Source organism: Neisseria sp. P0009.S010, from assembly GCF_051958545.1.
Classification (GTDB): Bacteria; Pseudomonadota; Gammaproteobacteria; order Burkholderiales; family Neisseriaceae; genus Neisseria; species Neisseria subflava_A.
In genome coordinates, this window is the sequence record NZ_JBQCVH010000002.1 from 230,711 (window position 1) to 252,573 (window position 21,863).

Consider the following 21,863-nt stretch of genomic DNA (forward strand, 5'->3'; position numbering starts at 1 on the left):
CCATGATTGATTTACACTGCCATTCAACCGTTTCAGACGGCATGCTTTCCCCAACCGAAGTCGTCCGACTCGCCCTTCAAAACGGTTGCACCCTGCTCGCCCTGACCGACCACGACCATACCGGCGGACTTGCCGAAGCACGTGCCGAAGCCGATACCCTCGGCCTCCCCTTCGTCAACGGCGTGGAAATATCCGTCACTTGGCGCGGCCGCACCATCCACATTGTCGGTTTGGACTTTGACGAACACAACGAAGCCCTGCAAAACCTGCTTGCCGAAGTCCGCAAAGGCCGTCTAAAACGATTGGAAGCCATCGCGGCCAAACTGGAGAAAAAAGGCATAACAGGCTCGTATGAAGGCGCGCTGGCATTGGCCGCCAACAAAGAAATGGCCAGCCGTACCCACATTGCCGAATTCCTCATTCGCGAAGGCCATGTTAAAAACAAACAGCAGGCATTTACCAAATATCTGGGCGACGGCAAATCCTGTTCCGTCAGACATGAATGGGCCACACTGGAAGACTGCGTAGTCGCGATTACAGGCGCGGGCGGCATGGCCATTATCGCCCACCCGATGCGCTATGAATTATCCGCCACCGCCAAACGAAACCTCTTTCAAGAATTTAAAAATCTCGGCGGCGCAGGAATTGAAGTGCACAGCGGCAACTGCTGCAAAAACGACCGCCTCAACTATGCCCTGCTTGCCGACCGTTTCGACTTTCTCGCCAGCGCAGGCAGCGACTTCCACCGCCCCAACGACTTCAGCGGCGGCATACTCGGCGCCTGTCCCGACCTACCCGAACAATGCCGTCCTGTCTGGGAACACTTTAAGGCCGTCTGAATTTTTTCATATTTTTGTAAATAGCTTATCTATCTATAAACAGAGACACAGCATCTACACAATTTACATAAGTAAATTCAATAATCAAATATACCTCATAAAACTCCCTCAACTGACATGTATCGTTTTTAAGCAATGTGTTAGGCAAACTCATTCTCTATTCTAGAAATATATGCATAATCTTTTAATTCATTAGGAATATCCTCAATTATTTCATTTCTTTTAATTCCTATTTTTATAAAGGCACCCACTGACGCCAAAAACGCAGAAAAATATTGAGATACTCCAAGATTCTTCATCCCTTCATAGAATCCATAAGCTGCCGAGATGGATCCAACCAAATCTGAAAAATCTGCTCTTAATACAATTTTATGACTAACCAGACATTTGTTTTTCATTACCTTATGTGAGTCCATTGATTTATGTAAATCACAAATTGCTTTTTCTAGTTGCAACATCTTTGTATTCTGAGTAAATATTTGATCAGGAGAACTAATTATTTCATCATACATAGCACTTAAGCATAAACGCAACATTATTAATTCATCATTATATTTTTCTTTGAAATTTAAAATTTCTTCAAGAGGTATAGATCTTTGTGGAATAGGAATAGCTTTATATAGTTCAAATTCAATCGTCCTTTGAAGAGTTTTCCTTATGTTTTTAGAAGCTTTAAAAGACAAATCTTTATGTAATTGTTGCAAACTCCAGAGATACTCTGTACCTTTATGATTATAATTATTAAAAATTTCTTCTTGAATATTCAAGAAGAAATCTTCATTTACCGAATAACTTCCTGTTAACCATACTTCTTCAATTGTTAGAATTTTTTCATTTTGAAGTAAATTAACATCACCTATATTGGAATAACTCATATAGAACATATTATTATTAGGTAAAATGATTTTATCCCAAAAAAACAGTGCCATTCTAATTTCCTGTTCTAAATCAACTCCACCCCCAATGATCGTATTACCATTAACCTCGACAGGAGGTGCCATAATAATTCCACGCTTCTTCACTTCTTATCTCCAATATTTAACTCAAAGAGTAACAAATTTTGAATATTTAGATATAAAATCCATATTTGCAATAAATAAAAATAACATAAAAATACTGTATAACTATAATATACTCCCTTCTCTAAGTAAAATCATAACAACAGAAATAAAAATGCACAGGCCGTCTGAAAAATACTTTCAGACGGCCTGTGCATTTTTATTTCTGTTTACCGCAAGTTAAAACGACCTCACCAGTGACAAACCGACTTCGTTTTGTTTGTAGCTGTACAGCCAGTCGGTGTTGCCGTTAACGCGGCGGTGTTTATAGCTGAGGACGGGCTTAAGGCCGGCGAATTTCCAGCGGTCAGCGCCTATGCTGAGGCGGTAGGTTTGTTCTTTGTCGCGGCGGCGTTGTTCGAGGACGGCATTCTCTTCCCTATGGCTGCGGATGCCGAAGGTAGCAGACACGGAAACGTCGAAACCGGCTTCAAACATTTTTGCCGCACCCAGCCGTGCGGAAATTTGGCGATAGCTGTCCACAGGGTCTTTCGTTTTGCGCTGCTGCCAGTCTATGCCACCGTAGAGCATCAGGTCGTTGCGCGGAAAATAAGACAAGGTGTTGTAAACGGAGAGGAGGCTGCCGTCGAGCAAACGGGTTTTGTCTGCATAAGAAAGGTGTTTCCACTCAGCTTCCGTGTTCCATGTCCAATCGCCCTTGTCGAGGTTCCATTCGTTGCGCACACCATAGGCGCGGTTGAGGGTTTTGCTGCCGCTGCCATTCCATTCGACAAGTGGTGCGAAGGCGAAAGTGTGGCGCTGGTTTTCAAACTGATAGCCTGCACTGAGGTTGAGCGTGTGTTCGTTGAAATCTTTATGGTCGCGGTAGAAGCGGCCATAGCCGAGCGCGCGAGCGGCAATGCCGTGGTGTCCTTTAACCTGCCAGCGGCGGACGGCGGCGGCTTCGTATTTGATGCCGTTGGCGGAAATGGGTTTGTCGCCTGAAAATTCTTCCCAACATTCGCCGTCGATTTCGGTTTTACACCACACTTTGCCGCTGGCTTCGTTGATGTTGCTATTGTGGACGGCGCCGACGGAGAGGCTGCCTTTCCAGCTTTGACGCTGGTTCAAGGCATCTTGGAAATGGGCGATGTTTTCTTTGACGGCTTCAGGCAAGTCTTCGTTTTGAAGGTGTACAAATTCAGAAGATGCTTCGCGGTTCAGACGGCCTTCAAAAAGCAGGCGTGCGTAATCAAGCCGTCCGCGTGTAAAATCGGGATGACGTTGCAACAGGGTTTCGTATTCTTGTTTGGCGGCTTTCCACTTACCTTCGCCTCGTGCAAGAGAAGCACGGGCAAACGAAGCGATATCGGGATCGTATTCGGTTTGCTGGGTATAACGCTCCAGCAGAGGGCGAACGGTTTGCCAATCGCTGCGGTTGACAGCATTAAACAGTGCCTCGCCTTGGTCGGCTTCGGAGTCGCTCTCGGCTGTCTTCCCGGTATGCGGAGCAGAAATATCGAGATGATATTCGCGCACTTTTTGTTCCTGCTCCTGCATGGTTTGGCGGGTATCCTGCCACAGGCGTTGCGCGGTGCGGTCGTCTGAAAAATCAGAACGCGGCGCGGCAAGGACGGGAGCAGAAAGAAGCAGAATCAGGCAGGCAGACGGTTTGTACATGGGATCGGCTTTCCGGTCGCAAGTTTCAGACGACCTTGAGAAATTTGGAAGCAAGTGTTTAAAAAAGCCTGCGGATGGCAGGCTTTATTTTACTTAAAGACAGATTTTAGCGTTTTACGCCGCCGTATGCCGTATCCAGATTGCGGTCGGTCTTAAATTTGGCAACACCGGCCAACGCGCTTGCACCGTTGCCGAAGAAGTGGCCTTCGGTTTTACCGAAGTGGCCGTTGGCGCGAGCGTAGCCTTCAAATGATGCGCTGGATGGCTTGATGCGGGAATGGATGTCCATCTGTACAGCGTTATTTTTCATAGAACCGGTCAAGACGCGTTGACCGAAGTCTGCGCGCAAAGTACCAACCATCGGGTTGTTGCCGGTGTAGTTATTGATACCTTTAACTGCGTAGTTGGCTACACCGGATACAGGCATAGAGGTAGCGCGTTTGTCGCCGGAGTAGAAAACGCCGCGGTTAGAGCCTTTAGCGTATTCTTTACCGACCCACTCACCGTAGTATACTTCAGAGTCACCGCTCTTGATGGTGTTGAACGCATAGCGGCCGAGGTTTTGACGGGTATATGCGTCGTTAACCTGTACGGTTTTCACGCCATTGCGGTCTGCATTGCCAGGCATACGGTTTACGTTGGTGTAGTACACGCCTGAACGGTAGGCAGCGTGTTTCATCACTTTTTCGCCTTCGGCTTCAGATGCAGGCTTGCCCCATTTTTTGCCGTATTTGTGATTTTTGTAGCCATACTCGAATGGGTTATAGGCATTATTAGCTGCAAATGCGCCTACGCTGAACACAACAGCCAAAACAGCAGCGGTGGTTTTTTGCAGATTCAGTTTCATTGAACACTCCTTGAGGTAAAACGATGGTGGGGAAAATTATGTTTCGTTGTGAGTAGAACATATCGTTATGTGAGGAGGTCTTTTTGTTCTGCAAAGCATTTTATAGGGGAAGTGTTAGCACAGAATTAGTAAATATCCTAACAATCCCCTACAAAGCGAAATTCTTTATTTTTAATTCGATACAGCCTGTATCACCTACCCTAAAACGGCAAAGAATATATTGAAACTGCCTGCCCGATACACCATAATGACCCTATAAATACTCGGAAAAAAGGTTAACGCCATGTGCCAACTGCTCGGCATGAATTGCAACACTCCCACAGACATCATGTTTTCTTTTGAAGGCTTCCGCCGTCGAGGCGGCATTACCGACCACCATGCCGATGGTTTCGGCATCGGTTTCTTTGAAGGCAAAGGCGTGCGCTTGTTTCACGACGACAAACCCAGTGCCAACTCGCCCGTTGCCGACTTGGTGCGCGCCTACCAAATCAAATCCGAAAACGTTATCGCCCATATCCGCAAGGCCTCACAAGGTCAGACCTCATTGGCGAACACTCATCCCTTCATGCGCGAGATGTGGGGCGAATATTGGCTGTTTGCCCACAACGGCCATTTGATTGATTTTTACCCCGAGCAGGGCGAGTACTACCATGCCGTCGGCACGACCGATTCCGAACGCGCGTTCTGCTTTATCCTCAACCGCCTGCGCAGCCGCTTTGCCACCAAGCCCGAACCTGAAGTTTTGTTTGACGCCATTGCCGGCCTGACTCATGAAATCCGCCGCTACGGCTTGTTCAACTTTGTGATGTCCAACGGTGACTGCCTGTTTGCCCACGCCAGTACCTTACTGCACTACATCGTGCGCAAAGCCCCGTTTGGCAAAGCACGCCTGCTGGACGATGATGTCATGGTCGATTTTTCAGAAGTGACCACCCCGAACGATAAAGTTTCCGTCATCGCTACCCTGCCCCTGACGCGAGATGAAACTTGGTCGCAATTGGCAGTCAATGAATTGGTGATGTTTCAAGACGGCGACATTGTCCTCAGCGACCGCCCCGACAATCCGGTTTACATGAGCGCGGAAGAAGGTTTGGAAATCGCCCGTGCCGTCGGCGTATCGGTTTGACGTTTGATTGGCTGAAAAACTCAAGGCCGTCTGAAAGGCTCAACTTCGCTCAAGTTGCCCTTTCAGACGGCCTTTTTATACTTAATCCATAGACAAAGCCTTTACTATACGAAAATAACGCAATCCGCTACAATAATAGTTCACAAACAATAAATTCAATTGCTTAGCGACCTTGCCGAGCGTATGACAAGGAAACCCGATGAAGTGCCCGTTTTGCCAACACCCCAACACACAAGTAACCGACTCGCGATGGCTAGAAGACACCAACAGCATCCGTCGCCGTCGCAAATGCTTGGAATGCGGACAACGCTTCAGCACTTTTGAAACCGTTGAAATGCGGATGCCGCAAGTCATCAAATCCAACGGCACACGGGTTCCCTTCAATGCGCACAAACTGCAGACCAGCCTTGAGCGCGCGCTGCACAAACGTCCTGTCACACAAGAACAAATCGATGAAACCGTTGCCCTTATCGAGCAGCGCCTCTACCGTTTGGGCAAAAAAGAAGTCGCTTCGCACATCGTCGGCGAAATGGCGATGGAGGAACTGGCAAAAATCGACCAAGTTGCTTATGTCCGCTTCGCGTCTGTCTATAAAAGCTTTAAAGACGTTTCCGAATTCACCCAAGTCATCGCCGAATGCAAAGCCAAATAAGGCCGTCTGAAACCATGTTTTCCGCACTTGATACCCAAATGATGCAAACCGCCCTCGAGCTGGCCAAGCTTGGGCGGTTTTCTACTTCCCCCAATCCCCGCGTCGGTTGCGTGATTGCACACGGCACACAAATCGTCGGACAAGGTTTCCACGTCAAAGCAGGCGAGCCGCACGCTGAAGTTCACGCATTGAGGCAGGCCGGAGCGGCGGCAAAAGGCGCAACAGCCTATGTCACGCTGGAACCTTGCAGCCATTACGGCCGCACACCGCCATGTGCCGAAGCGCTCATTCATTCCGGCGTAACGCGCGTGGTCGCCGCTATGACCGACCCTAACCCATTGGTCGCAGGCAAAGGCTTGTCTATGCTGGAAGCTGCCGGAATCCGTACAGAAAGCGGTTTGCTGGAAGCGCAGGCGCGCGAGCTCAACCGCGGTTTCCTGTCGCGTATCGAACGTGGCAGACCATTTGTCCGCCTCAAATGTGCCGCCAGTTTGGACGGTAAAACCGCCCTTTCAGACGGCCGCAGCTTTTGGATTACCGGCAAAGCAGCGCGCGAAGACGTACAAATTCTCCGCGCCGAAAGTTGCGCCGTTTTGACCGGTATCGGTACCGTACTTGCCGACAACCCGAAACTCAACATCCGCAGCTTCCCTACCCTGCGCCAACCTGCGCGTATCGTCTTGGACAGCCGGCTGCAAATCCCTTTGGACTACCACCTCGTGACCGATACCGAAAGCCCGACCGTTATCGTTACCCTTTCCTCAGACGAACAACGTTTGCAGGCGCTGGGTAAATTTGAACATATCCGCATCATCAGGCCGTCTGAACACATCAATGGCCGCATCAATCTTCTTTCCCTCATGCCGCAACTGGCAGAGCTTGGCTTTGGCGAAGTTCTGGTAGAAGCCGGCTCAACACTTGCCTCAGCCTTCCTGAAGGATGACTTGGTGGATGAAATCGTCCTCTACCAAGCGCCGAAACTATTGGGCGCAGGCAAACCTCTATTCTCCCTCCCTGAAAATCCGGCCGCCCTACTTTCAGACGGCTCTTGGCAAAGTCAATCGGTAGAAATCATCGGGCAGGACATTAAATGGGTTCTACGGAAAAAATCCGTCTAGTTGCCTCAGCTTGATAATTAAACCATTTTCAATAGAATCTATCTATCATTTGCATAGCAATAAATGTGTTTTTTTCATCGAAATATTATAATGACTACAACGTATTCCAACTTAAAACTTTGACTTGTGTTAACTATCCTTAAGCTGATTGTCGACAAATTTTCCTTTTTTTCATCACGAAAGAATGAATTATTAAGATAAGTTAAGCCATGAAAATTTATTAAAATTTTTTATTCTAGAAGGGTTTTAAACGGCATAAACGGTAGTTTAATTTCATGAACCATGCATTTGACAAAGAGATATTTAAAATTAAAACATTTAGTTGAGTGTAATTTCTAAAAATTCAATATTCAAAAATACCTTTTTCATACCTTACAGGCCGTCTGAACGACCGTTAAACTTTTTTGATTGAGACGAATCAGATAAGTGCTTATGATTTCGTCTAATGTAATTATAAGTATGGTTTTAAGGCTTCACACGATACGGCAGCCGGCTATGGCTATGCGGTTGCAGCAAACAACTCAGGCTTCGGGAAAACACTCCCGATTTACTCATTCATTAAACGAAAGACATCATGAAAAACGTTACGATACAAAAATTTGCCGATAAGACCGCAAAAATCGGCATCGTTGGCTTAGGCTACGTCGGTTTACCACTGATGTTGCGCTATGTGGATATCGGTTACCAAGTTTTGGGTTTCGACATTGACACCAACAAAGTCGACAAGCTCAACAAAGGCGAAAGCTACATTGAGCATATCCCTTCCGACAAAATTGCCGCTGCTTCCAACAGCCTGTTTGAAGCAACGACCGACTTCTCCCGCATCGGCGAAGTAGAAGCCGTCATTTTGTGCGTACCGACTCCGCTGAACAAATACCGTGAGCCGGACATGAGCTTTGTGATTGACACTACCGATGCGGTAAAACCTTACCTGCGCGCCGGTCAAGTGCTGTCTTTAGAATCCACCACCTACCCCGGTACTACCGAAGAAGAATTGCTGCCACGTATGGAAGAAGGCGGCTTGAAAGTCGGTCAAGACGTGTTCTTAGTTTACTCTCCTGAGCGTGAAGACCCGGGTAACCCTAACTTTGAAACCCGTACCATTCCAAAAGTCATCGGCGGCCATACCCCTGCCTGTTTGGAAGTCGGCCTTGCGCTGTACCAACCTGCCATCGATAAAGTTGTTCCAGTAAGCTCCACCAAAGCTGCCGAGCTGACCAAACTCCTGGAAAACATCCACCGCGCCGTAAACATTGGCTTGGTGAACGAGATGAAAATCGTTGCCGACAAAATGGGCATCGACATTCACGAAGTCATCAATGCCGCTGCGACCAAACCGTTCGGCTTCGTTGCTTATTACCCAGGTCCAGGCTTGGGTGGTCACTGTATCCCTATCGACCCGTTCTACCTGACTTGGAAAGCACGCGAATACGGCGTAAACACCCGCTTCATCGAGCTTGCCGGCGAAGTAAACTCCCACATGCCTGACTACGTTATCGAAAAAGTCGGCCTGGCTTTGAATGACCACAACCGTTCTATCAAAGACAGCAAAATCTTGGTATTGGGTATCGCCTACAAGAAAAACGTGGACGATATGCGTGAAAGCCCGTCTGTAGAAGTGATGGACCGCCTGCACAAACTGGGCGCAGTGGTTTCCTACTCTGACCCGCACGTTCCAGAGTTCCCACACATCCCCGGCCACCACTACTTCGACCTGAAGAGCGAAGCGCTGACTCCTGAAACTGTCGCCCAATACGATTGCGTGGTTCTGACCACCGATCACGACAAATTCGACTATGACATGATCACCGAACATGCCAAGCTGATTGTCGATACACGCGGCAAATTCCCAGTGAAAAATCCTAAAGTCATCAAAGCATAATCTTGCTTCAGACGCATCCGGCTGCCTCCGGTTTCCCCGACTAGGACGGCGGCCGGTTTCCCAAGGCCATTTGTTTTTTCAGACGGCCTTGGGAAACCGGCAACGGTAACAACGCATCTCTTACGAAAAACGCTCAGCTCGAACTTCTGGCCGTCTGAAAACAAATAATATGAACGCGAAAAAAATCCTCGGCTACGCATTGGGCCCGATAGGAAGCGCCGCTTTCGGCCTGCTTTCCCTGCCGCTCATCTCATGGTACTTCCCTGCGGAAGACATCGGCCGTATCGTACTCTTGCAGACCATTGCCGGACTGAGCATCCTGTTGCTGGGCTTGGGGCTGGACCAATCCTATATTCGCGACTATTACGCCGTTAAAGACAAGGCCGCGCTGTTCAAATCCGTTTTTTTATCGCCATTGATTCTGACTGTGGCGGTTGTGGTTTTAGTGTTACTGATAAACGCATCATGGCCGTCTGAAATCATTTTTGACATCCCCAGTGCAAATTTGGGGATTCTCTTTCTGATTTTCTTGGCCACTACGCTGATTACCCGTTTTTTAGCCTTGATTTTGCGGATGAAAGAGCAAGCATTGGCTTTTTCCGTCAGTCAGCTTGCGCCGAAATTCTTGATTTTGGTGTTGGTTTTTGCCGTGATTGCTTCCGGCTTGCCTACCAATACTACTTCGCTGGTTTTTACCTACACCGCAGCCCAAGTGCTGACCGTTGTACTGTTGATATATCAGCTGCGCCGAGACCTGCAAGCCGCTTCCCATGCGAAATGGTCGTCCGAGCTGCATCGGGACGGCCTGCGCTACGGCCTGCCGCTGGCATTCGGCAACTTGGCCTATTGGGGCCTGACTTCGATTGACCGGTTTGTCCTCAAAAACATCTCGGGTTTGGACGAATTGGGCATTTATTCGATGGCGGTCAGCTTTGGTGCCGTCGCCCTGATTTTCCAAAGCGTGTTTTCCACCATTTGGGCGCCTTTGGTGTTCAAATGGGTAGAAGAAAAAACCAATCTGGACAAAATCAGCGACATCACGCTTTCCATGACCGTCCTCATCAGCGCAATGATTTGCCTTATCGGGATTTTTTCGCCGATGGTGGCCTGGATACTGCCGGAAAAATACACGCAGGTTCAATTTATCCTGCTCTCGTGTATGCTCTTCCCCCTGTTTTATACGCTGACCGAAGTCAGTGGCATCGGTTTGAACGTCGTCCGCTCGACTTGGCTGATTACCGTCATCAACATCGTTGCCTTTATCGCCAATACCGCCCTGCTCTATCTGCTGGTACCGAAATTCGGTGCAAAAGGTGCGGCTATGGCCAGCGCAACGGCTTTTTGGCTGTTTTTCATCTTTAAAACCGAATTCTCTTCACGCCTGTGGCAACCTTTGCCGCGCCTGAAGATTTATACCAACTCAACGCTCTGCCTGATAATCTGCCTTGCCTATACTTGGCTGGGTACGCGCGACAACTACATCTGGTTTGCGCTGGCATGGGCAATCGGACTGGGTTTCCTGTTCCTAAAATACAAACTCGCACTTTTTGCCGCAACCGAAAAAATCAAAGCCAAATTAAACCGTTCGGCAAAATAGCCAACCTGAGATTCATGTCTCTACGATAACAACAGAACGACTATGAAAATAAAACGTCTAAATTTATACACTTACATCCTATACATTATGTTTACAGCTTATATGCTGGGGCCGGCGCTGTCTTTTAAAATCGGCGTACCGCGCATCGATAATCCTTTATCGTTGTTGTTCGTATTGATTGGCCTTGCCGTATTCTTTTTGGAGGGCAAGCATATTCCGCGCAAAATTTTTGTCATGCTCTGCGCCCTGGCCGCCATGTGTATTTGGCCGGCCATCCACATGGGCATTACATCGCTGATACCGACTCAATACATGGACATCTTGTTTTTTATGGCGGTGCCGGTTTTTTTCTACTTGTTTTACCAAGTACTTATGCGCGCTGAAGATCCATTGGGCGTTATTCAGAAGTTTTTATTGGTCTTTGCCCTTTATGTTGCCGTTCCACCATTTGTGGAATTGATTACCGGCATTCAGTTTGTCAGTGCCAGTGATGAACTGGCCATTAAAGAAGGCTCGCTCAAAGGGCTGTTTTTCAACCCCAACAACCTTGCTGCCACTGCCGTTTGCCTCGCACCCGCCATCCTATTTTTCTTTCAACTGCAAGGACGCAAACACAAAGAGAAACTACTGGGCTGGGGATTATATTTACTACTAGGTATGGCCATTTTTGTTTGCGTATCACGCACAGCTATTGCCTGCTACCTTTTGATTTCACTCATTTATATAGCTTATCGTAAAAATGGTTTTATTACCGTTATTGCCACAGGACTGCTCGCGTTAACATTATCGATGATTCCATCCCGTGTCATCGCGGAATTTTTGCTGTCACTTAACGGCAACCCTTTTCTTGAACGTTTTTCCAGCCGCGTGTACCTTTTTCTATTCGATTTAGACAGCGACAACTCTGTGTCCTACCGTCAGGAGATTTACAACTATTTTTGGAATAATCCGCCCCTGTTGCTAACCGGCTACGGACCAAAAAATTTTCGCGACTATTTTGGCGGCCACTTGAGTAACAGCCTGGGTTTTGAAAATCCGCACAGTTTCATCATCGAACTGTATTTGGGTTTCGGCATAATTTCCCTGCTCGGTTTTATTGCATTTGTAGCGTTTTATTTCCTCTACACTACCTCAAGCCGTGCACTAACCAACAAATCACGCGTACTGGCTTGGGTAACTTTGGGCATTTTCTTGTTGGCAGGTTTTATTCCGTCCACCATTTTGCGTATGCCCTTCATCTGGCTACCCTGCCTGCTGATTTACATTTACAGCGCATTTGTCGCATCCAAATTACAAAATCAGGCCGCTTACACATATAGCTATACCCCATCTAAAACAAAGGGAATATCATGAAAATCACCCTGACTACCTCCATGTCTGGCCTCGGTGGCACTGAAAACGCCACTTTCCGCCTTGGTCGCCTGCTCAAACAACGCGGACACGATATCGTATTGGCCTCTTCAGACGGCCCTTTGATTCAGGAAGCGCAAGCATTGGGCATCCGTTGGCAGCCGATTGATTTTTACCAAGGTGGTCTTTTGGGTTATGTCAAAGGCATGTTTGCCTATATGAAACTGCTGAAAAAAGAGAAGCCCGATGTGATTCACTGCCAAATGGCACGTATCGTTCCGGCCTGCGCCATTGCGGCCAAGTTTGCCTCGCCGAAAACCAAAGTGTTCTACCACGCGCGCGGCCTTGATCCGGAAACTTATCCGAAAATTGCCAAGCTTTTCGACAAGCTGGGCGTGTACATCATCGGCAACTGCAAACACGAACGCGAAAAACTCATCCGCTACGGTTTCCCTGCCAACCGCATCACCTACACCTACAATGCCCTGCACAAAGCAGATTTCGTTCCTGAAAAAACGGTCAAAGACTATGTCCAACTGGGCACGCTTTCCCGTTTGGACACCGTCCGCGCCGTGCACCTGATGTTGGATATTTTGAAGAAAATGGTTGACCGCGGTATGCCTGTACGCCTCAACGTTGCAGGTATCGGCGAAGAAATGGACAACCTCAAAGCCCAAGCCAAACGTTTGGGCATCGAAGACAAAGTTACCTTCCTCGGCGGCGTCCGCGACTTGACCGGCTACTTCAAAGAAGTCGATATTTTGGTGAACACACCGCATTGCGTGGGCGACCACGGCGCAGGTGTCGGCAACAATATTTTGGAAGCCGGCCTTTACGACACGCCTGTCGTGACCTACAACATGGCGGGTATTTCGGAAATGGTCATTACCGGCCAAACCGGCTACTGCATTCCTTTCGGCGACGATGAAGCATTTATCGAAGCCGTCGATACACTCATCAAGCATCCTGAGTTGCGCAGTCAAATGGGTAAAGCCCTGCGCAAACACGTCGAAACCTTATGCTCCGACGACGAAATCTACCGCACCACCATGGCTGCGTACGAAATGTAAGGCTGTCTGAAACATGAACATTACCATCGTCGCCCCTTATTGCTCACTGCCGTCCGAGCCGCATTTCAACCGCTTCTGGTATCTTGCCGAGCTGTTGTCGCAGTCGCATGACGTGCTGCTGATTACCAGCAATTTCAAACACTACGACAAATCTTTCAGACGGCCCGAAGATGCCGAGGCCGCCTCACAAGGCCGTCTGAAAGTCATGCTGTTGGAAGAAAGCGGATACAGCAAAAACGTGTCTTTAGGACGCTTGGCCAGCCATCACCACTTCGTCAAACATTTTGAAAAATGGTTGGAAAACTGCCGTCCGGGCGAACAAGACGTCGTCTTTTCCGCCTATCCGCTGATTGCCACCAACCTGCTGTTGGGCAAACACAAAGCCCGTTTGGGTTACAAACTGATTGTCGATGTGCAGGACGTATGGCCGGAGTCTTTTTCCTCGGTCGTACCGTTTTTGAAAAAAGTACCGCACAACCTGCTGCCCTTTGCTTCACGCGCCAACCAAGCCTACCGCTACGCCGACGCGCTGGTTGCCGTATCGCAGACTTATCTCTACCGTGCCAAAGAAGCCAATCCGAATGTACCTGGCGAAGTCGTCTATATCGGTGCTGACTTTCCGAAACTCGATGCCGCGCCTGCCAAAGATTTTGGCGATGACAAAACCCGCTTTTTCTACTTGGGCACGCTCAGTTACAGCTATGACGTGGAAACCGTGTGCAAAGGCGTTCTCAAGCTGTTGGACGCCGGCGAAAACGTCGAGTTGCACATCATGGGCGGTGGCCCTGATTTGGACAGGCTCAAACAATACGCCTGCGACGACATCAAGTTTTACGGCTACATTCCCTATGCCGAAATGATGTCGGTTGCTAAGGGCTGCGACATTGCCATCAATGCCATCCAGTCCTATTCAATGGCATCGATTACCAACAAACTCTCCGACTATATGGCTTTGCAAAAACCGATTCTGAACAGCCAAGTCAACAACGAAGTTGCCAAAGTCCTTACCCTGCTGCCGCATGCGAACTACCATTCCGGCGATGTGGACGGTTTCGTTCAAGCCGCCAAAGATATTTTGAAGCGCAAAAGCGATCCTGTTCAGTCCGAAGAAATCGTCGGCCGCTTCAAACGCGACGTTGCCTATCAAAAAATCGTCAACCTGATTGAAAGATTAGCTCATGAATAAATTTTTCAAACGCCTGTTTGACATTGTCGCCTCCGCTTCAGGACTGATTATCCTGTCGCCTGTGTTTTTGATTTTGGTGTACCTCATCCGTAAAAACCTAGGCTCGCCCGTGTTCTTCATCCAAGAGCGGCCGGGCAAAGATGGCAAGCCGTTTAAAATGATTAAATTCCGCTCCATGCGCGATGCAATCGACAAAGACGGCAACCCACTGCCGGACAGCGAACGCCTGACCGATTTCGGCAAAAAATTACGTGCCACCAGTTTGGACGAACTTCCTGAATTATGGAATGTCTTAAAAGGTGAGATGAGTCTAGTTGGCCCTCGTCCGCTGCTGATGCACTACCTGCCGTTGTACAACGACTTTCAAAACCGCCGCCACGAAATGAAACCAGGCGTGACCGGTTGGGCTCAAGTCAATGGCCGCAACGCCATTTCATGGGATGAAAAATTCGCCCACGATGTTTGGTACATCGACAACTTTAGCTTTTGGCTGGATATAAAAATTTTGTTCCTGACAGTTAAAAAAGTCTTCGTCAAAGAAGGCATCTCAGCCGAAGGGGAAGCCACAATGCCTTATTTCACGGGTAACAAAACTGATGAAAAAAAATAATATACTGATTCTGTCGGCAGGTCGCCGTGTCGAATTGGTGCAGGACTTTCAAACCGAAGCCGCACGTTTTTCAGACGGTATCGGCGTTTTTGCCACTGACCTCAACCCCCACATGTCTTCTGCCTGCCATGTTGCCGACCGCACTTTCAGCGTGCCGCGTATCGATGCAGCCGAATACATTGACAGCATTTTCGAGTTGGCCAAACAACACGACATCGGTCTGATTGTGCCAACCATCGATACCGAGCTGCTCAAACTGGCCGAAGCACGTGACCGTTTTGAAGCTGAAGGAATACATATTGTCATTTCCGATGCAAAACTGATTACCCTGTGCCGCGACAAGCGCCTGACCTCATGCCTGTTTGCACAATACAGCATCCGTTCCCCTGAAATTTACGAACGGGACCACCTGGTTTTCCCATGTTTTACCAAGCCTTATGACGGCAGCCGCGCCATCGGTGCGAAAAAAATCAACACACCAGCTGATTTGACTGTCGACATTACCGAAGACCCGAAAATGATGTTCACCCAATACATCGATATCGAGAATACTTTTTCCGAATTTACCGTCGATATGTATTACGACCGTCAAGGCCGTCTGAAATGCGCCATTCCTCGCGAGCGTTTGGAAGTGCGCACCGGCGAAGTCAGCAAAGGCGCAACCCGACGCAATGCCCTGTATAAAGAGCTGGTTGAAAAAATGGCCGTATTGGAAGGCGCACGCGGCTGCATTACCGCGCAATTCTTCGTCAGCAAAACCGACAGCACGACCTACGGTGTGGAAATCAACCCTCGTTTCGGCGGCGGTTTCCCGCTGACTTACGCTGCAGGCGGCAACTATCCGGGCTGGCTGATTCAAGAATACATCGGCGGCCAAGACATCCCTTTCTCCGACGACTGGGAAAACAATTTAATCATGCTTCGTTATGATGCTAAGATTTTGGTAAGAGAACATGATTAAGCCGGAAGAATCCGTCATCGTCTTCGATCTTGACGATACGCTTTACTCTGAGTACGACTACAAATGCTCCGGAATACAGGCAGTTGTAGGGACAATTACGTCGCTTTACCCGCAATACAATGTCGACGTACTAAATGAAATTGCAGACAATAAAAGTAAAGACTGGCTCGAAAATTTGTGTCATCATTGCAAATTAAACGAACTAGAGAAACAATCACTTTTGTGGCAATATCGACTACACCGGCCTGTTATCCGACCCTATGTCGAACCGTCTTTTTTACGGAAGCTGATGCGCCCTTTTGCCGCACGTGCCCTGATTACAGACGGCCGCAGTCTGACACAGCGTTTGAAAATACAGGCCTTGGGTTTGACCGATTTGTTTGACGACATTTTGATTTCGGAAGCCATGCAATCGGAAAAACCCGACGATAAGCGTTTTGTCTTCCTGCAAAACAAATATCTGGCTGCAAAACGTTTCATCTACATCGGCGACAACATCAAAAAAGATTTTGTCGCACCCAACAAACTGGGTTGGCTCTCCATAGGCATCATGCCTAAGCCGCACAATATTCATCAAGCCGATCCCGAGCAATACGGTCGTGAATACCAGCCCACCCTTTGGATAAACACCCTGGAAGAATTGGCTACACTGACAACTTCCGCCACCGAAAAAGCAAATGCATAAGGGACATTTCTCCATGAAAATCTTATTTATGGGTCGTAAACAGGTTTCCGCCAACCTGCTTCGTTTTTTGACCAAACAAGACCATATCGAAATCGTCGGTGTCTTGACCGACAACCATCTACAAGGTTCGCCGACCACGGCCGCCGCGCAGGAATTGGGCTTACCCCTGTACACCTTCGATACGGCTTTGGAAGCAATGCGAGAAGGCCGTCTGAAATACGATTTGGGCTTGTCTGTCCTTTACTGGCGCAAGCTGCGTGATGAATTCCTGAGCATTCCGACTTTAGGCACGATCAACTTCCACCCTGCGCTGTTGCCCGAATACAAAGGCACAGGCGGCTACAACCTAGCCATCATGGACGAGCTGAACGAATGGGGCAATACCGCCCACTACGTCGATGCTTCCATCGATACCGGCGAAATCATCGAAGTGGATCGTTTCCCTATCGAAGCTGAAACAGAAACCGCCCAATCGCTCGAACGCAAAACCATGCAGGCATTGGAAGATTTCGCGCGACGCATCATCACCCGCGCCATCGAGTCAAAAACCAAATTGCCGACTACGCCAAACATCGGTGGCCGCTACGTCAGCCGTGATGAGATGGAAGCCATGAAGCAAATCCGCGACGGCGACGATGTGGAGAAAAAAATCCGTGCGTTTTGGTTCCCGCCTTACGACGGCGCATACGTCGAAATCAAAGGTCAGAAATACACCCTGATCAACCGCCAACTGCTGGAAGAAATCGCCCCCAAAGGCTCAACCAGTCTTTTCGCAGGAAAAACAAATGCTTAATATATCACTCTCCCCATGGCCAAGCTTTACTCAAGAAGAAGCCGATGCCGTTTCCAAAGTCCTGCTGTCCAACAAAGTCAACTACTGGACAGGTATGGAATGTCGCGAATTTGAAAAAGAATTTGCTGCTTTTGTCGGCACACAATACGCCGTCGCCCTTTCCAACGGTACGTTGGCTTTGGACGTAGCCTTCAAAGCAATGGGCATAGGCCAAGGCGATGATGTGATTGTCACTTCGCGCACTTTCTTGGCTTCCGCATCCTGCATCGTGACCGCCGGTGCAAATCCTGTGTTCGCCGATGTCGATTTGAACAGCCAAAACATCAGCGCCGAAACCATCAAAGCCGCTTTGACGCCAAACACCAAAGCCATCATCGTGGTTCACCTTGCCGGTATGCCGGCCGAAATGGACAACATTATGGCGTTGGCAAAAGAACATAACTTGTGGGTTATCGAAGACTGCGCCCAAGCGCACGGTGCGAAATACAAAGGCAAATCCGTCGGCTCTATCGGCCACGTCGGTGCTTGGTCGTTCTGCCAAGACAAAATTATGACCACCGGCGGCGAAGGCGGCATGGTAACCACCAACGACAAAGAGCTGTGGAGCAAAATGTGGTCGTACAAAGACCACGGCAAAAGCTACGATGCCGTGTACAACCGCGAACACGCACCCGGCTTCCGCTGGTTGCACGAAAGCTTCGGCACCAACTGGCGCATGATGGAAATGCAGGCTGTCATCGGCCGCATCCAGCTCAAACGTATGCCCGAATGGACTGCCCGCCGTCAAGCGCACGCCGCCAAACTGGCTGAAAGCTTGGGCAAATTTGCCAGCATCCGTTTGGTCGAAGTGGCCGACTACATCGAACACGCGCAATACAAGTTCTACGTTTTCGTCAAACCTGAACACATGAAAGACGGCTGGACACGCGACCGCATCGTCAACGAACTGACCGCGCGCAAAGTCCCATGCTATCAAGGCAGCTGCTCAGAGGTGTATTTAGAAAAAGCCTTCGATGACACGCCTTGGCGTCCGAAAGAGCGTTTGAAAAACGCTGTCGAGTTGGGCGACACCAGCCTGATGTTCTTGGTGCACCCAACCCTGACCGATGAAGAAATTGCGTTCTGCAAAGAAAACATCGAAGCCGTATTGACTGAAGCCACGGCATAATCATTTTCAGACGGCCTGCAACTTCAGGCCGTCTGAAAAAATAAAACAGCCTGCTTCAAACAATCCGTACCAAGCCACATTACAACACTCAGACACAAGAAATATAAAATGAACTTGGAAACCCTGCTGGCTCTGCCGCGCAACCTTAAAAAAACCTTCTTCGTCATCCACGATATCTTGATGATATTCGTGGCGTTTTGGTTTGCCCAAAGCCTCAAAGTGCAATATTCCGACGAATGGTTGAGTATCGCCAACTGGCTGGCTTTCGGCAGCACCGCGTTGCTGACCATCATCCTTTTCATCCGTATCGGCCTCTACCGCGCCGTCACGCGCTTCGTCAGTATCCGCGTCCTGACCGCCGCCGCATTCGGCAGCATTATTTCGGCGGTCTTGTTCTGCCTGACCACCCTGATTTTTGAACAAAAACTACACCTTGCCCTGCCCATCGTCTATTTCTTGGTCTTGGTGGTCGGTGTCACCAGCTCGCGCATGATCCTGCGTGCGATTCTGACCGATCATCACCGCAAACAGATGACCCCCGTCATCATCTACGGCGCAGGCCAATCAGGCCGCCAGTTGTTGGAAGCCATCAAACAGGTTAACGAATATTCGGCCATTGCCTTTGTCGATGACAACCCAAAAATCCAACGTACCGTCATCTATGACCTTGCCGTCTACAACCCCAACGAAATCCCGATGCTGATCAGCCGTTACGGCGTCCGCAAAATTCTGCTGGCGATTCCAAGTTCTACGCCTGAAGAACGCAAAGACATCATCCGCCGCCTCGAAGCATACAAATGCGAAGTCCTGACCATTCCGGGTATGAAGGATTTGGTGGACGGCAAAATCAACGTCAGCTCATTGAAAAAAATCTCTGTGGTCGATTTGCTCGGCCGCGCTCCTGTGGCACCGCGCCCTGAATTGATGCGCGCCGACATCAGCGACAAAGTCGTGATGGTAACCGGCGCAGGCGGCTCTATCGGCTCCGAACTTTGCCGTCAAATTCTCAATTGCCGGCCGACCAAACTGCTGTTGTTTGAATTGTCCGAATTCGCCCTGTACAGCATAGACAAAGAGTTGCGCGAAACCCAAGCCGCACAAGGCAGCCAAGTTGAAGTCGTACCGCTTTTGGGTTCGGTTCAAAACAAAGAACGCCTTAGCAGCATCATGAAGGCCTATCACGTCGACACCGTTTATCATGCCGCAGCCTACAAACACGTTCCAATGGTAGAGTTCAACACCATCGAAGGCATTCAAAACAACGTGTTCGGCACACTCTGCTGTGCGCAGGCTGCCGTAGATGCAGGCGTTTCCACCTTTGTTTTGATTTCCACCGACAAAGCCGTCCGTCCGACCAACACCATGGGCGCCAGCAAACGCATGGCCGAACTCTGCCTGCAAGCCCTTGCCGCCGAGCCGGAACAAAAAACACGCTTCTGCATGGTGCGTTTCGGCAATGTATTGGGTTCGTCCGGCTCCGTTGTCCCGGTATTTGAAAAACAAATTGCCGAAGGCGGCCCGATTACCCTGACCCACCAAGACATTACCCGCTACTTCATGACCATTCCCGAAGCGGCGCAACTGGTTATCCAAGCCGGCGCAATGGGTAAAGGCGGCGACGTATTCGTCCTCGACATGGGTGAATCTGTCAAAATCATCGACCTTGCCCGTCAAATGATTGTCCTCAGCGGCCTCAAAGTCAAAGACGAGCAACACCCGCACGGCGACATCGAAATCAAGATTACCGGCCTGCGCCCGGGCGAGAAACTTTATGAAGAACTGCTCATCGGTGATGAGGTGCAAAAAACCACTCATCCCCGGATTATGACCGCCAGTGAAGTAATGCTTCCATGGACGCAATTATCTGACATACTGTCGGAACTCGAAACCGCTTGTCTCCAAAGCGACCAAAACAGCCTGCGCCAGCTTCTGTTGCGCGCACCGACAGGCTTCGTACCTAAAGACGGTATCTGCGACCTGGTTTGGCAACAAAACAATAAGGCCGTCTGAATATTTTCAGACAGCCCGGACACCATCCCGCAAGGACTACTACATGAAAAAAACACTCTCCCTGCTTGCTTTATTAGCACTAACTGCCTGTAACAGCACGACAGTTATTCCTGGTTCAACCATCAAAACCAGAACCAAAACAATTGTTTACACCGATACCGACACCGCAGCCGATACCAATCTCGACAGCCGCGTTGCCGTTTACCCCATCACGCCCAACCTGATTGAAAAAATGCGCAAGCCGCCTGTACTTTCCCAAAACAACCAAGGTTTGGAGCAAAGAAAAAGTGCTTACCGCTACCGCATCGGCAGCGGCGACGTCCTCAATATCATGGTTTGGGCGCACTCCGACCTCAACTCCCCTATCCAGCAAAGCAACCCGCAAACCAACCAAGTCAGCCGTGGTGCCTGGGTAGATGAGGGCGGCTACATCACTTACCCATTGGCAGGCAAAATTCAAGCCAAAGGCAAAACTTTGGACGAATTGCAAAACACCCTAACCAGCCTTCTGAAACGCTACATTAAAAATCCTCAAGTAGCGATCAACGTTACCGAATTCCGTTCGCAACGTATTTCAGTATCCGGTGCCATCAACCAAGCAGGTCAGCTGCCGATTACCAATATCCCGATGACCATTTTGGATGCCATCAACCAAGCAGGCGGCGTCACCCAAAGTGCCGACACCCAACACATCAAATGGACGCACAACGGCGTCGACCGCACCCTCTCCCTGCAAGACATGCTGCAATACGGCGATATGTCGCAAAACCATCTTCTCAGCCATGGCGACATCGTTTACGTTCCTAACAGCAGCAACAACAAAATCTACATCATGGGTGAAGTCGGCAAACAAGCCACTCTGCCGATCGGCAATCACGGCCTCAACCTGACCCAAGCGCTCGGCGAAGTCGGCGGCATGAACCAAAACTATGCTGATGCAACCGGCGTATTCGTGATCCGCCGCGCACCAGAAGATGCGGCCAAACCTATCCACATCTATCAGCTCAACCTGAAAGATGCGACTTCTTATGCACTGGGCAGCGAATTCAAACTGCGTTCGGAAGATACCGTTTACGTTACCGCCGCCCCGGTTACCCGTTGGAACCGCGTAATGTCACAAATTACCAACTCCATCAGCAACGTCAACACCCTCGACAATACATTTAAATAAACAGTGGTTCCTGCTGTCAGACCCTCGTTTGACAGCAGGATACAAAATTACGCACAATCCAAACCAATTACATAAACGGCATACAAAAGCCGTACACACCACACAAACGGAAAAGCAGTA

19 protein-coding genes are annotated in these 21,863 nt (G+C 49.2%); 16 read left to right on the forward strand and 3 right to left on the reverse strand.

Annotation, left to right across the window (positions count from 1 at the left end; translation table 11 throughout):
- The first annotated feature begins 2 nt into the window (after positions 1-2).
- Positions 3-839, forward strand: coding sequence for a PHP domain-containing protein (locus ACTHSN_RS02850; RefSeq protein ID WP_070460450.1), 837 nt, complete (start codon positions 3-5; stop codon positions 837-839).
- Positions 840-979: 140 nt separating this feature from the next.
- Here the strand turns inward: ACTHSN_RS02850 and ACTHSN_RS02855 are convergent, their stop codons facing one another.
- The 3 genes from ACTHSN_RS02855 to ACTHSN_RS02865 all read right to left on the reverse strand — a co-directional run bounded on the left by ACTHSN_RS02855 (position 980) and on the right by ACTHSN_RS02865 (position 4,364).
- Positions 980-1,840: a DUF6236 family protein gene (locus ACTHSN_RS02855; protein ID WP_070460452.1), complete on the reverse strand. Its 861-nt coding sequence runs from the start codon at positions 1,838-1,840 to the stop codon at positions 980-982.
- A gap of 237 nt (positions 1,841-2,077) precedes the next feature.
- Complete coding sequence (locus ACTHSN_RS02860; RefSeq protein WP_070460453.1) at positions 2,078-3,517, reverse strand: surface lipoprotein assembly modifier; 1,440 nt, start codon at positions 3,515-3,517, stop codon at positions 2,078-2,080.
- 106 nt (positions 3,518-3,623) lie between these two features.
- The gene (locus ACTHSN_RS02865) at positions 3,624-4,364 is read right to left on the reverse strand and encodes a Slam-dependent surface lipoprotein (protein WP_070460456.1); all 741 of its coding nucleotides are present in this window, start codon (positions 4,362-4,364) and stop codon (positions 3,624-3,626) included.
- Between the two features lie 283 nt (positions 4,365-4,647).
- Here ACTHSN_RS02865 and ACTHSN_RS02870 point away from each other — a divergent pair, with 283 nt between their 5' ends.
- From ACTHSN_RS02870 to ACTHSN_RS02940, 15 genes are all read left to right on the forward strand, one after another.
- Positions 4,648-5,490, forward strand: a complete 843-nt coding sequence (locus ACTHSN_RS02870; protein WP_070460457.1) for a class II glutamine amidotransferase — start codon at positions 4,648-4,650, stop codon at positions 5,488-5,490.
- Between the two features lie 199 nt (positions 5,491-5,689).
- Positions 5,690-6,142 (forward strand): transcriptional regulator NrdR, encoded by a 453-nt coding sequence (gene nrdR / locus ACTHSN_RS02875; RefSeq protein WP_004520863.1) that lies wholly within the window; start codon positions 5,690-5,692, stop codon positions 6,140-6,142.
- A gap of 14 nt (positions 6,143-6,156) precedes the next feature.
- Complete coding sequence (gene ribD / locus ACTHSN_RS02880) at positions 6,157-7,260, forward strand: bifunctional diaminohydroxyphosphoribosylaminopyrimidine deaminase/5-amino-6-(5-phosphoribosylamino)uracil reductase RibD (RefSeq protein WP_440365058.1); 1,104 nt, start codon at positions 6,157-6,159, stop codon at positions 7,258-7,260.
- A 574-nt stretch (positions 7,261-7,834) separates the two neighbouring features.
- A complete protein-coding gene (locus ACTHSN_RS02885) occupies positions 7,835-9,142 on the forward strand; it encodes a nucleotide sugar dehydrogenase (RefSeq protein WP_070460459.1) in 1,308 nt (435 codons plus the stop codon).
- A gap of 169 nt (positions 9,143-9,311) precedes the next feature.
- Positions 9,312-10,739: an oligosaccharide flippase family protein gene (locus ACTHSN_RS02890; RefSeq protein WP_440365059.1), complete on the forward strand. Its 1,428-nt coding sequence runs from the start codon at positions 9,312-9,314 to the stop codon at positions 10,737-10,739.
- A 42-nt stretch (positions 10,740-10,781) separates the two neighbouring features.
- Positions 10,782-12,092 carry an O-antigen ligase family protein gene (locus tag ACTHSN_RS02895; RefSeq protein WP_070814980.1) on the forward strand — a complete coding sequence of 437 codons (1,311 nt, stop codon included), beginning with the start codon at positions 10,782-10,784 and terminating at the stop codon, positions 12,090-12,092.
- Positions 12,089-13,159, forward strand: coding sequence for a glycosyltransferase family 4 protein (locus ACTHSN_RS02900; protein WP_070460464.1), 1,071 nt, complete (start codon positions 12,089-12,091; stop codon positions 13,157-13,159). The genes ACTHSN_RS02895 and ACTHSN_RS02900 overlap by 4 nt, the downstream gene beginning before the upstream one ends.
- A gap of 13 nt (positions 13,160-13,172) precedes the next feature.
- The gene (locus ACTHSN_RS02905) at positions 13,173-14,345 is read left to right on the forward strand and encodes a glycosyltransferase (RefSeq protein ID WP_070460465.1); all 1,173 of its coding nucleotides are present in this window, start codon (positions 13,173-13,175) and stop codon (positions 14,343-14,345) included.
- Complete coding sequence (locus tag ACTHSN_RS02910; RefSeq protein ID WP_049333552.1) at positions 14,338-14,955, forward strand: sugar transferase; 618 nt, start codon at positions 14,338-14,340, stop codon at positions 14,953-14,955. The genes ACTHSN_RS02905 and ACTHSN_RS02910 overlap by 8 nt, the downstream gene beginning before the upstream one ends.
- Complete coding sequence (locus ACTHSN_RS02915) at positions 14,942-15,916, forward strand: ATP-grasp domain-containing protein (protein WP_070460467.1); 975 nt, start codon at positions 14,942-14,944, stop codon at positions 15,914-15,916. The genes ACTHSN_RS02910 and ACTHSN_RS02915 overlap by 14 nt, the downstream gene beginning before the upstream one ends.
- Complete coding sequence (locus tag ACTHSN_RS02920) at positions 15,909-16,601, forward strand: HAD family hydrolase (protein ID WP_070460468.1); 693 nt, start codon at positions 15,909-15,911, stop codon at positions 16,599-16,601. Before ACTHSN_RS02915 ends, ACTHSN_RS02920 begins: the two co-directional genes overlap by 8 nt.
- A 13-nt stretch (positions 16,602-16,614) precedes the next feature.
- Positions 16,615-17,394, forward strand: coding sequence for a methionyl-tRNA formyltransferase (locus tag ACTHSN_RS02925; protein WP_070460470.1), 780 nt, complete (start codon positions 16,615-16,617; stop codon positions 17,392-17,394).
- Positions 17,387-18,562: a DegT/DnrJ/EryC1/StrS family aminotransferase gene (locus ACTHSN_RS02930; protein WP_440365060.1), complete on the forward strand. Its 1,176-nt coding sequence runs from the start codon at positions 17,387-17,389 to the stop codon at positions 18,560-18,562. Before ACTHSN_RS02925 ends, ACTHSN_RS02930 begins: the two co-directional genes overlap by 8 nt.
- 108 nt (positions 18,563-18,670) lie before the next feature.
- Complete coding sequence (locus tag ACTHSN_RS02935) at positions 18,671-20,572, forward strand: polysaccharide biosynthesis protein (protein ID WP_107810926.1); 1,902 nt, start codon at positions 18,671-18,673, stop codon at positions 20,570-20,572.
- Positions 20,573-20,615: 43 nt separating this feature from the next.
- A complete protein-coding gene (locus ACTHSN_RS02940) occupies positions 20,616-21,743 on the forward strand; it encodes a polysaccharide export protein (RefSeq protein WP_285071480.1) in 1,128 nt (375 codons plus the stop codon).
- Positions 21,744-21,863: the final 120 nt, after the last annotated feature.

What these genes read in the sequence shown, in the direction of transcription:
- nrdR (WP_004520863.1), top strand. Translation starts at nt 5,690, where the DNA reads ATGAAGTGCCCGTTTTGCCAACACCCCAACACACAAGTAACCGACTCG.
- ACTHSN_RS02905 (WP_070460465.1), top strand. Translation starts at nt 13,173, where the DNA reads ATGAACATTACCATCGTCGCCCCTTATTGCTCACTGCCGTCCGAGCCG.
- ACTHSN_RS02860 (WP_070460453.1), bottom strand. Translation starts at nt 3,517, where the DNA reads ATGTACAAACCGTCTGCCTGCCTGATTCTGCTTCTTTCTGCTCCCGTC.
- ACTHSN_RS02850 (WP_070460450.1), top strand. Translation starts at nt 3, where the DNA reads ATGATTGATTTACACTGCCATTCAACCGTTTCAGACGGCATGCTTTCC.
- ACTHSN_RS02855 (WP_070460452.1), bottom strand. Translation starts at nt 1,840, where the DNA reads ATGGCACCTCCTGTCGAGGTTAATGGTAATACGATCATTGGGGGTGGA.
- ACTHSN_RS02920 (WP_070460468.1), top strand. Translation starts at nt 15,909, where the DNA reads ATGATTAAGCCGGAAGAATCCGTCATCGTCTTCGATCTTGACGATACG.
- ACTHSN_RS02895 (WP_070814980.1), top strand. Translation starts at nt 10,782, where the DNA reads ATGAAAATAAAACGTCTAAATTTATACACTTACATCCTATACATTATG.
- ACTHSN_RS02915 (WP_070460467.1), top strand. Translation starts at nt 14,942, where the DNA reads ATGAAAAAAAATAATATACTGATTCTGTCGGCAGGTCGCCGTGTCGAA.
- ACTHSN_RS02870 (WP_070460457.1), top strand. Translation starts at nt 4,648, where the DNA reads ATGTGCCAACTGCTCGGCATGAATTGCAACACTCCCACAGACATCATG.
- ACTHSN_RS02925 (WP_070460470.1), top strand. Translation starts at nt 16,615, where the DNA reads ATGAAAATCTTATTTATGGGTCGTAAACAGGTTTCCGCCAACCTGCTT.
- ACTHSN_RS02935 (WP_107810926.1), top strand. Translation starts at nt 18,671, where the DNA reads ATGAACTTGGAAACCCTGCTGGCTCTGCCGCGCAACCTTAAAAAAACC.
- ACTHSN_RS02910 (WP_049333552.1), top strand. Translation starts at nt 14,338, where the DNA reads ATGAATAAATTTTTCAAACGCCTGTTTGACATTGTCGCCTCCGCTTCA.
- ACTHSN_RS02865 (WP_070460456.1), bottom strand. Translation starts at nt 4,364, where the DNA reads ATGAAACTGAATCTGCAAAAAACCACCGCTGCTGTTTTGGCTGTTGTG.
- ACTHSN_RS02930 (WP_440365060.1), top strand. Translation starts at nt 17,387, where the DNA reads ATGCTTAATATATCACTCTCCCCATGGCCAAGCTTTACTCAAGAAGAA.
- ACTHSN_RS02890 (WP_440365059.1), top strand. Translation starts at nt 9,312, where the DNA reads ATGAACGCGAAAAAAATCCTCGGCTACGCATTGGGCCCGATAGGAAGC.
- ACTHSN_RS02885 (WP_070460459.1), top strand. Translation starts at nt 7,835, where the DNA reads ATGAAAAACGTTACGATACAAAAATTTGCCGATAAGACCGCAAAAATC.
- ACTHSN_RS02900 (WP_070460464.1), top strand. Translation starts at nt 12,089, where the DNA reads ATGAAAATCACCCTGACTACCTCCATGTCTGGCCTCGGTGGCACTGAA.
- ACTHSN_RS02940 (WP_285071480.1), top strand. Translation starts at nt 20,616, where the DNA reads ATGAAAAAAACACTCTCCCTGCTTGCTTTATTAGCACTAACTGCCTGT.
- ribD (WP_440365058.1), top strand. Translation starts at nt 6,157, where the DNA reads ATGTTTTCCGCACTTGATACCCAAATGATGCAAACCGCCCTCGAGCTG.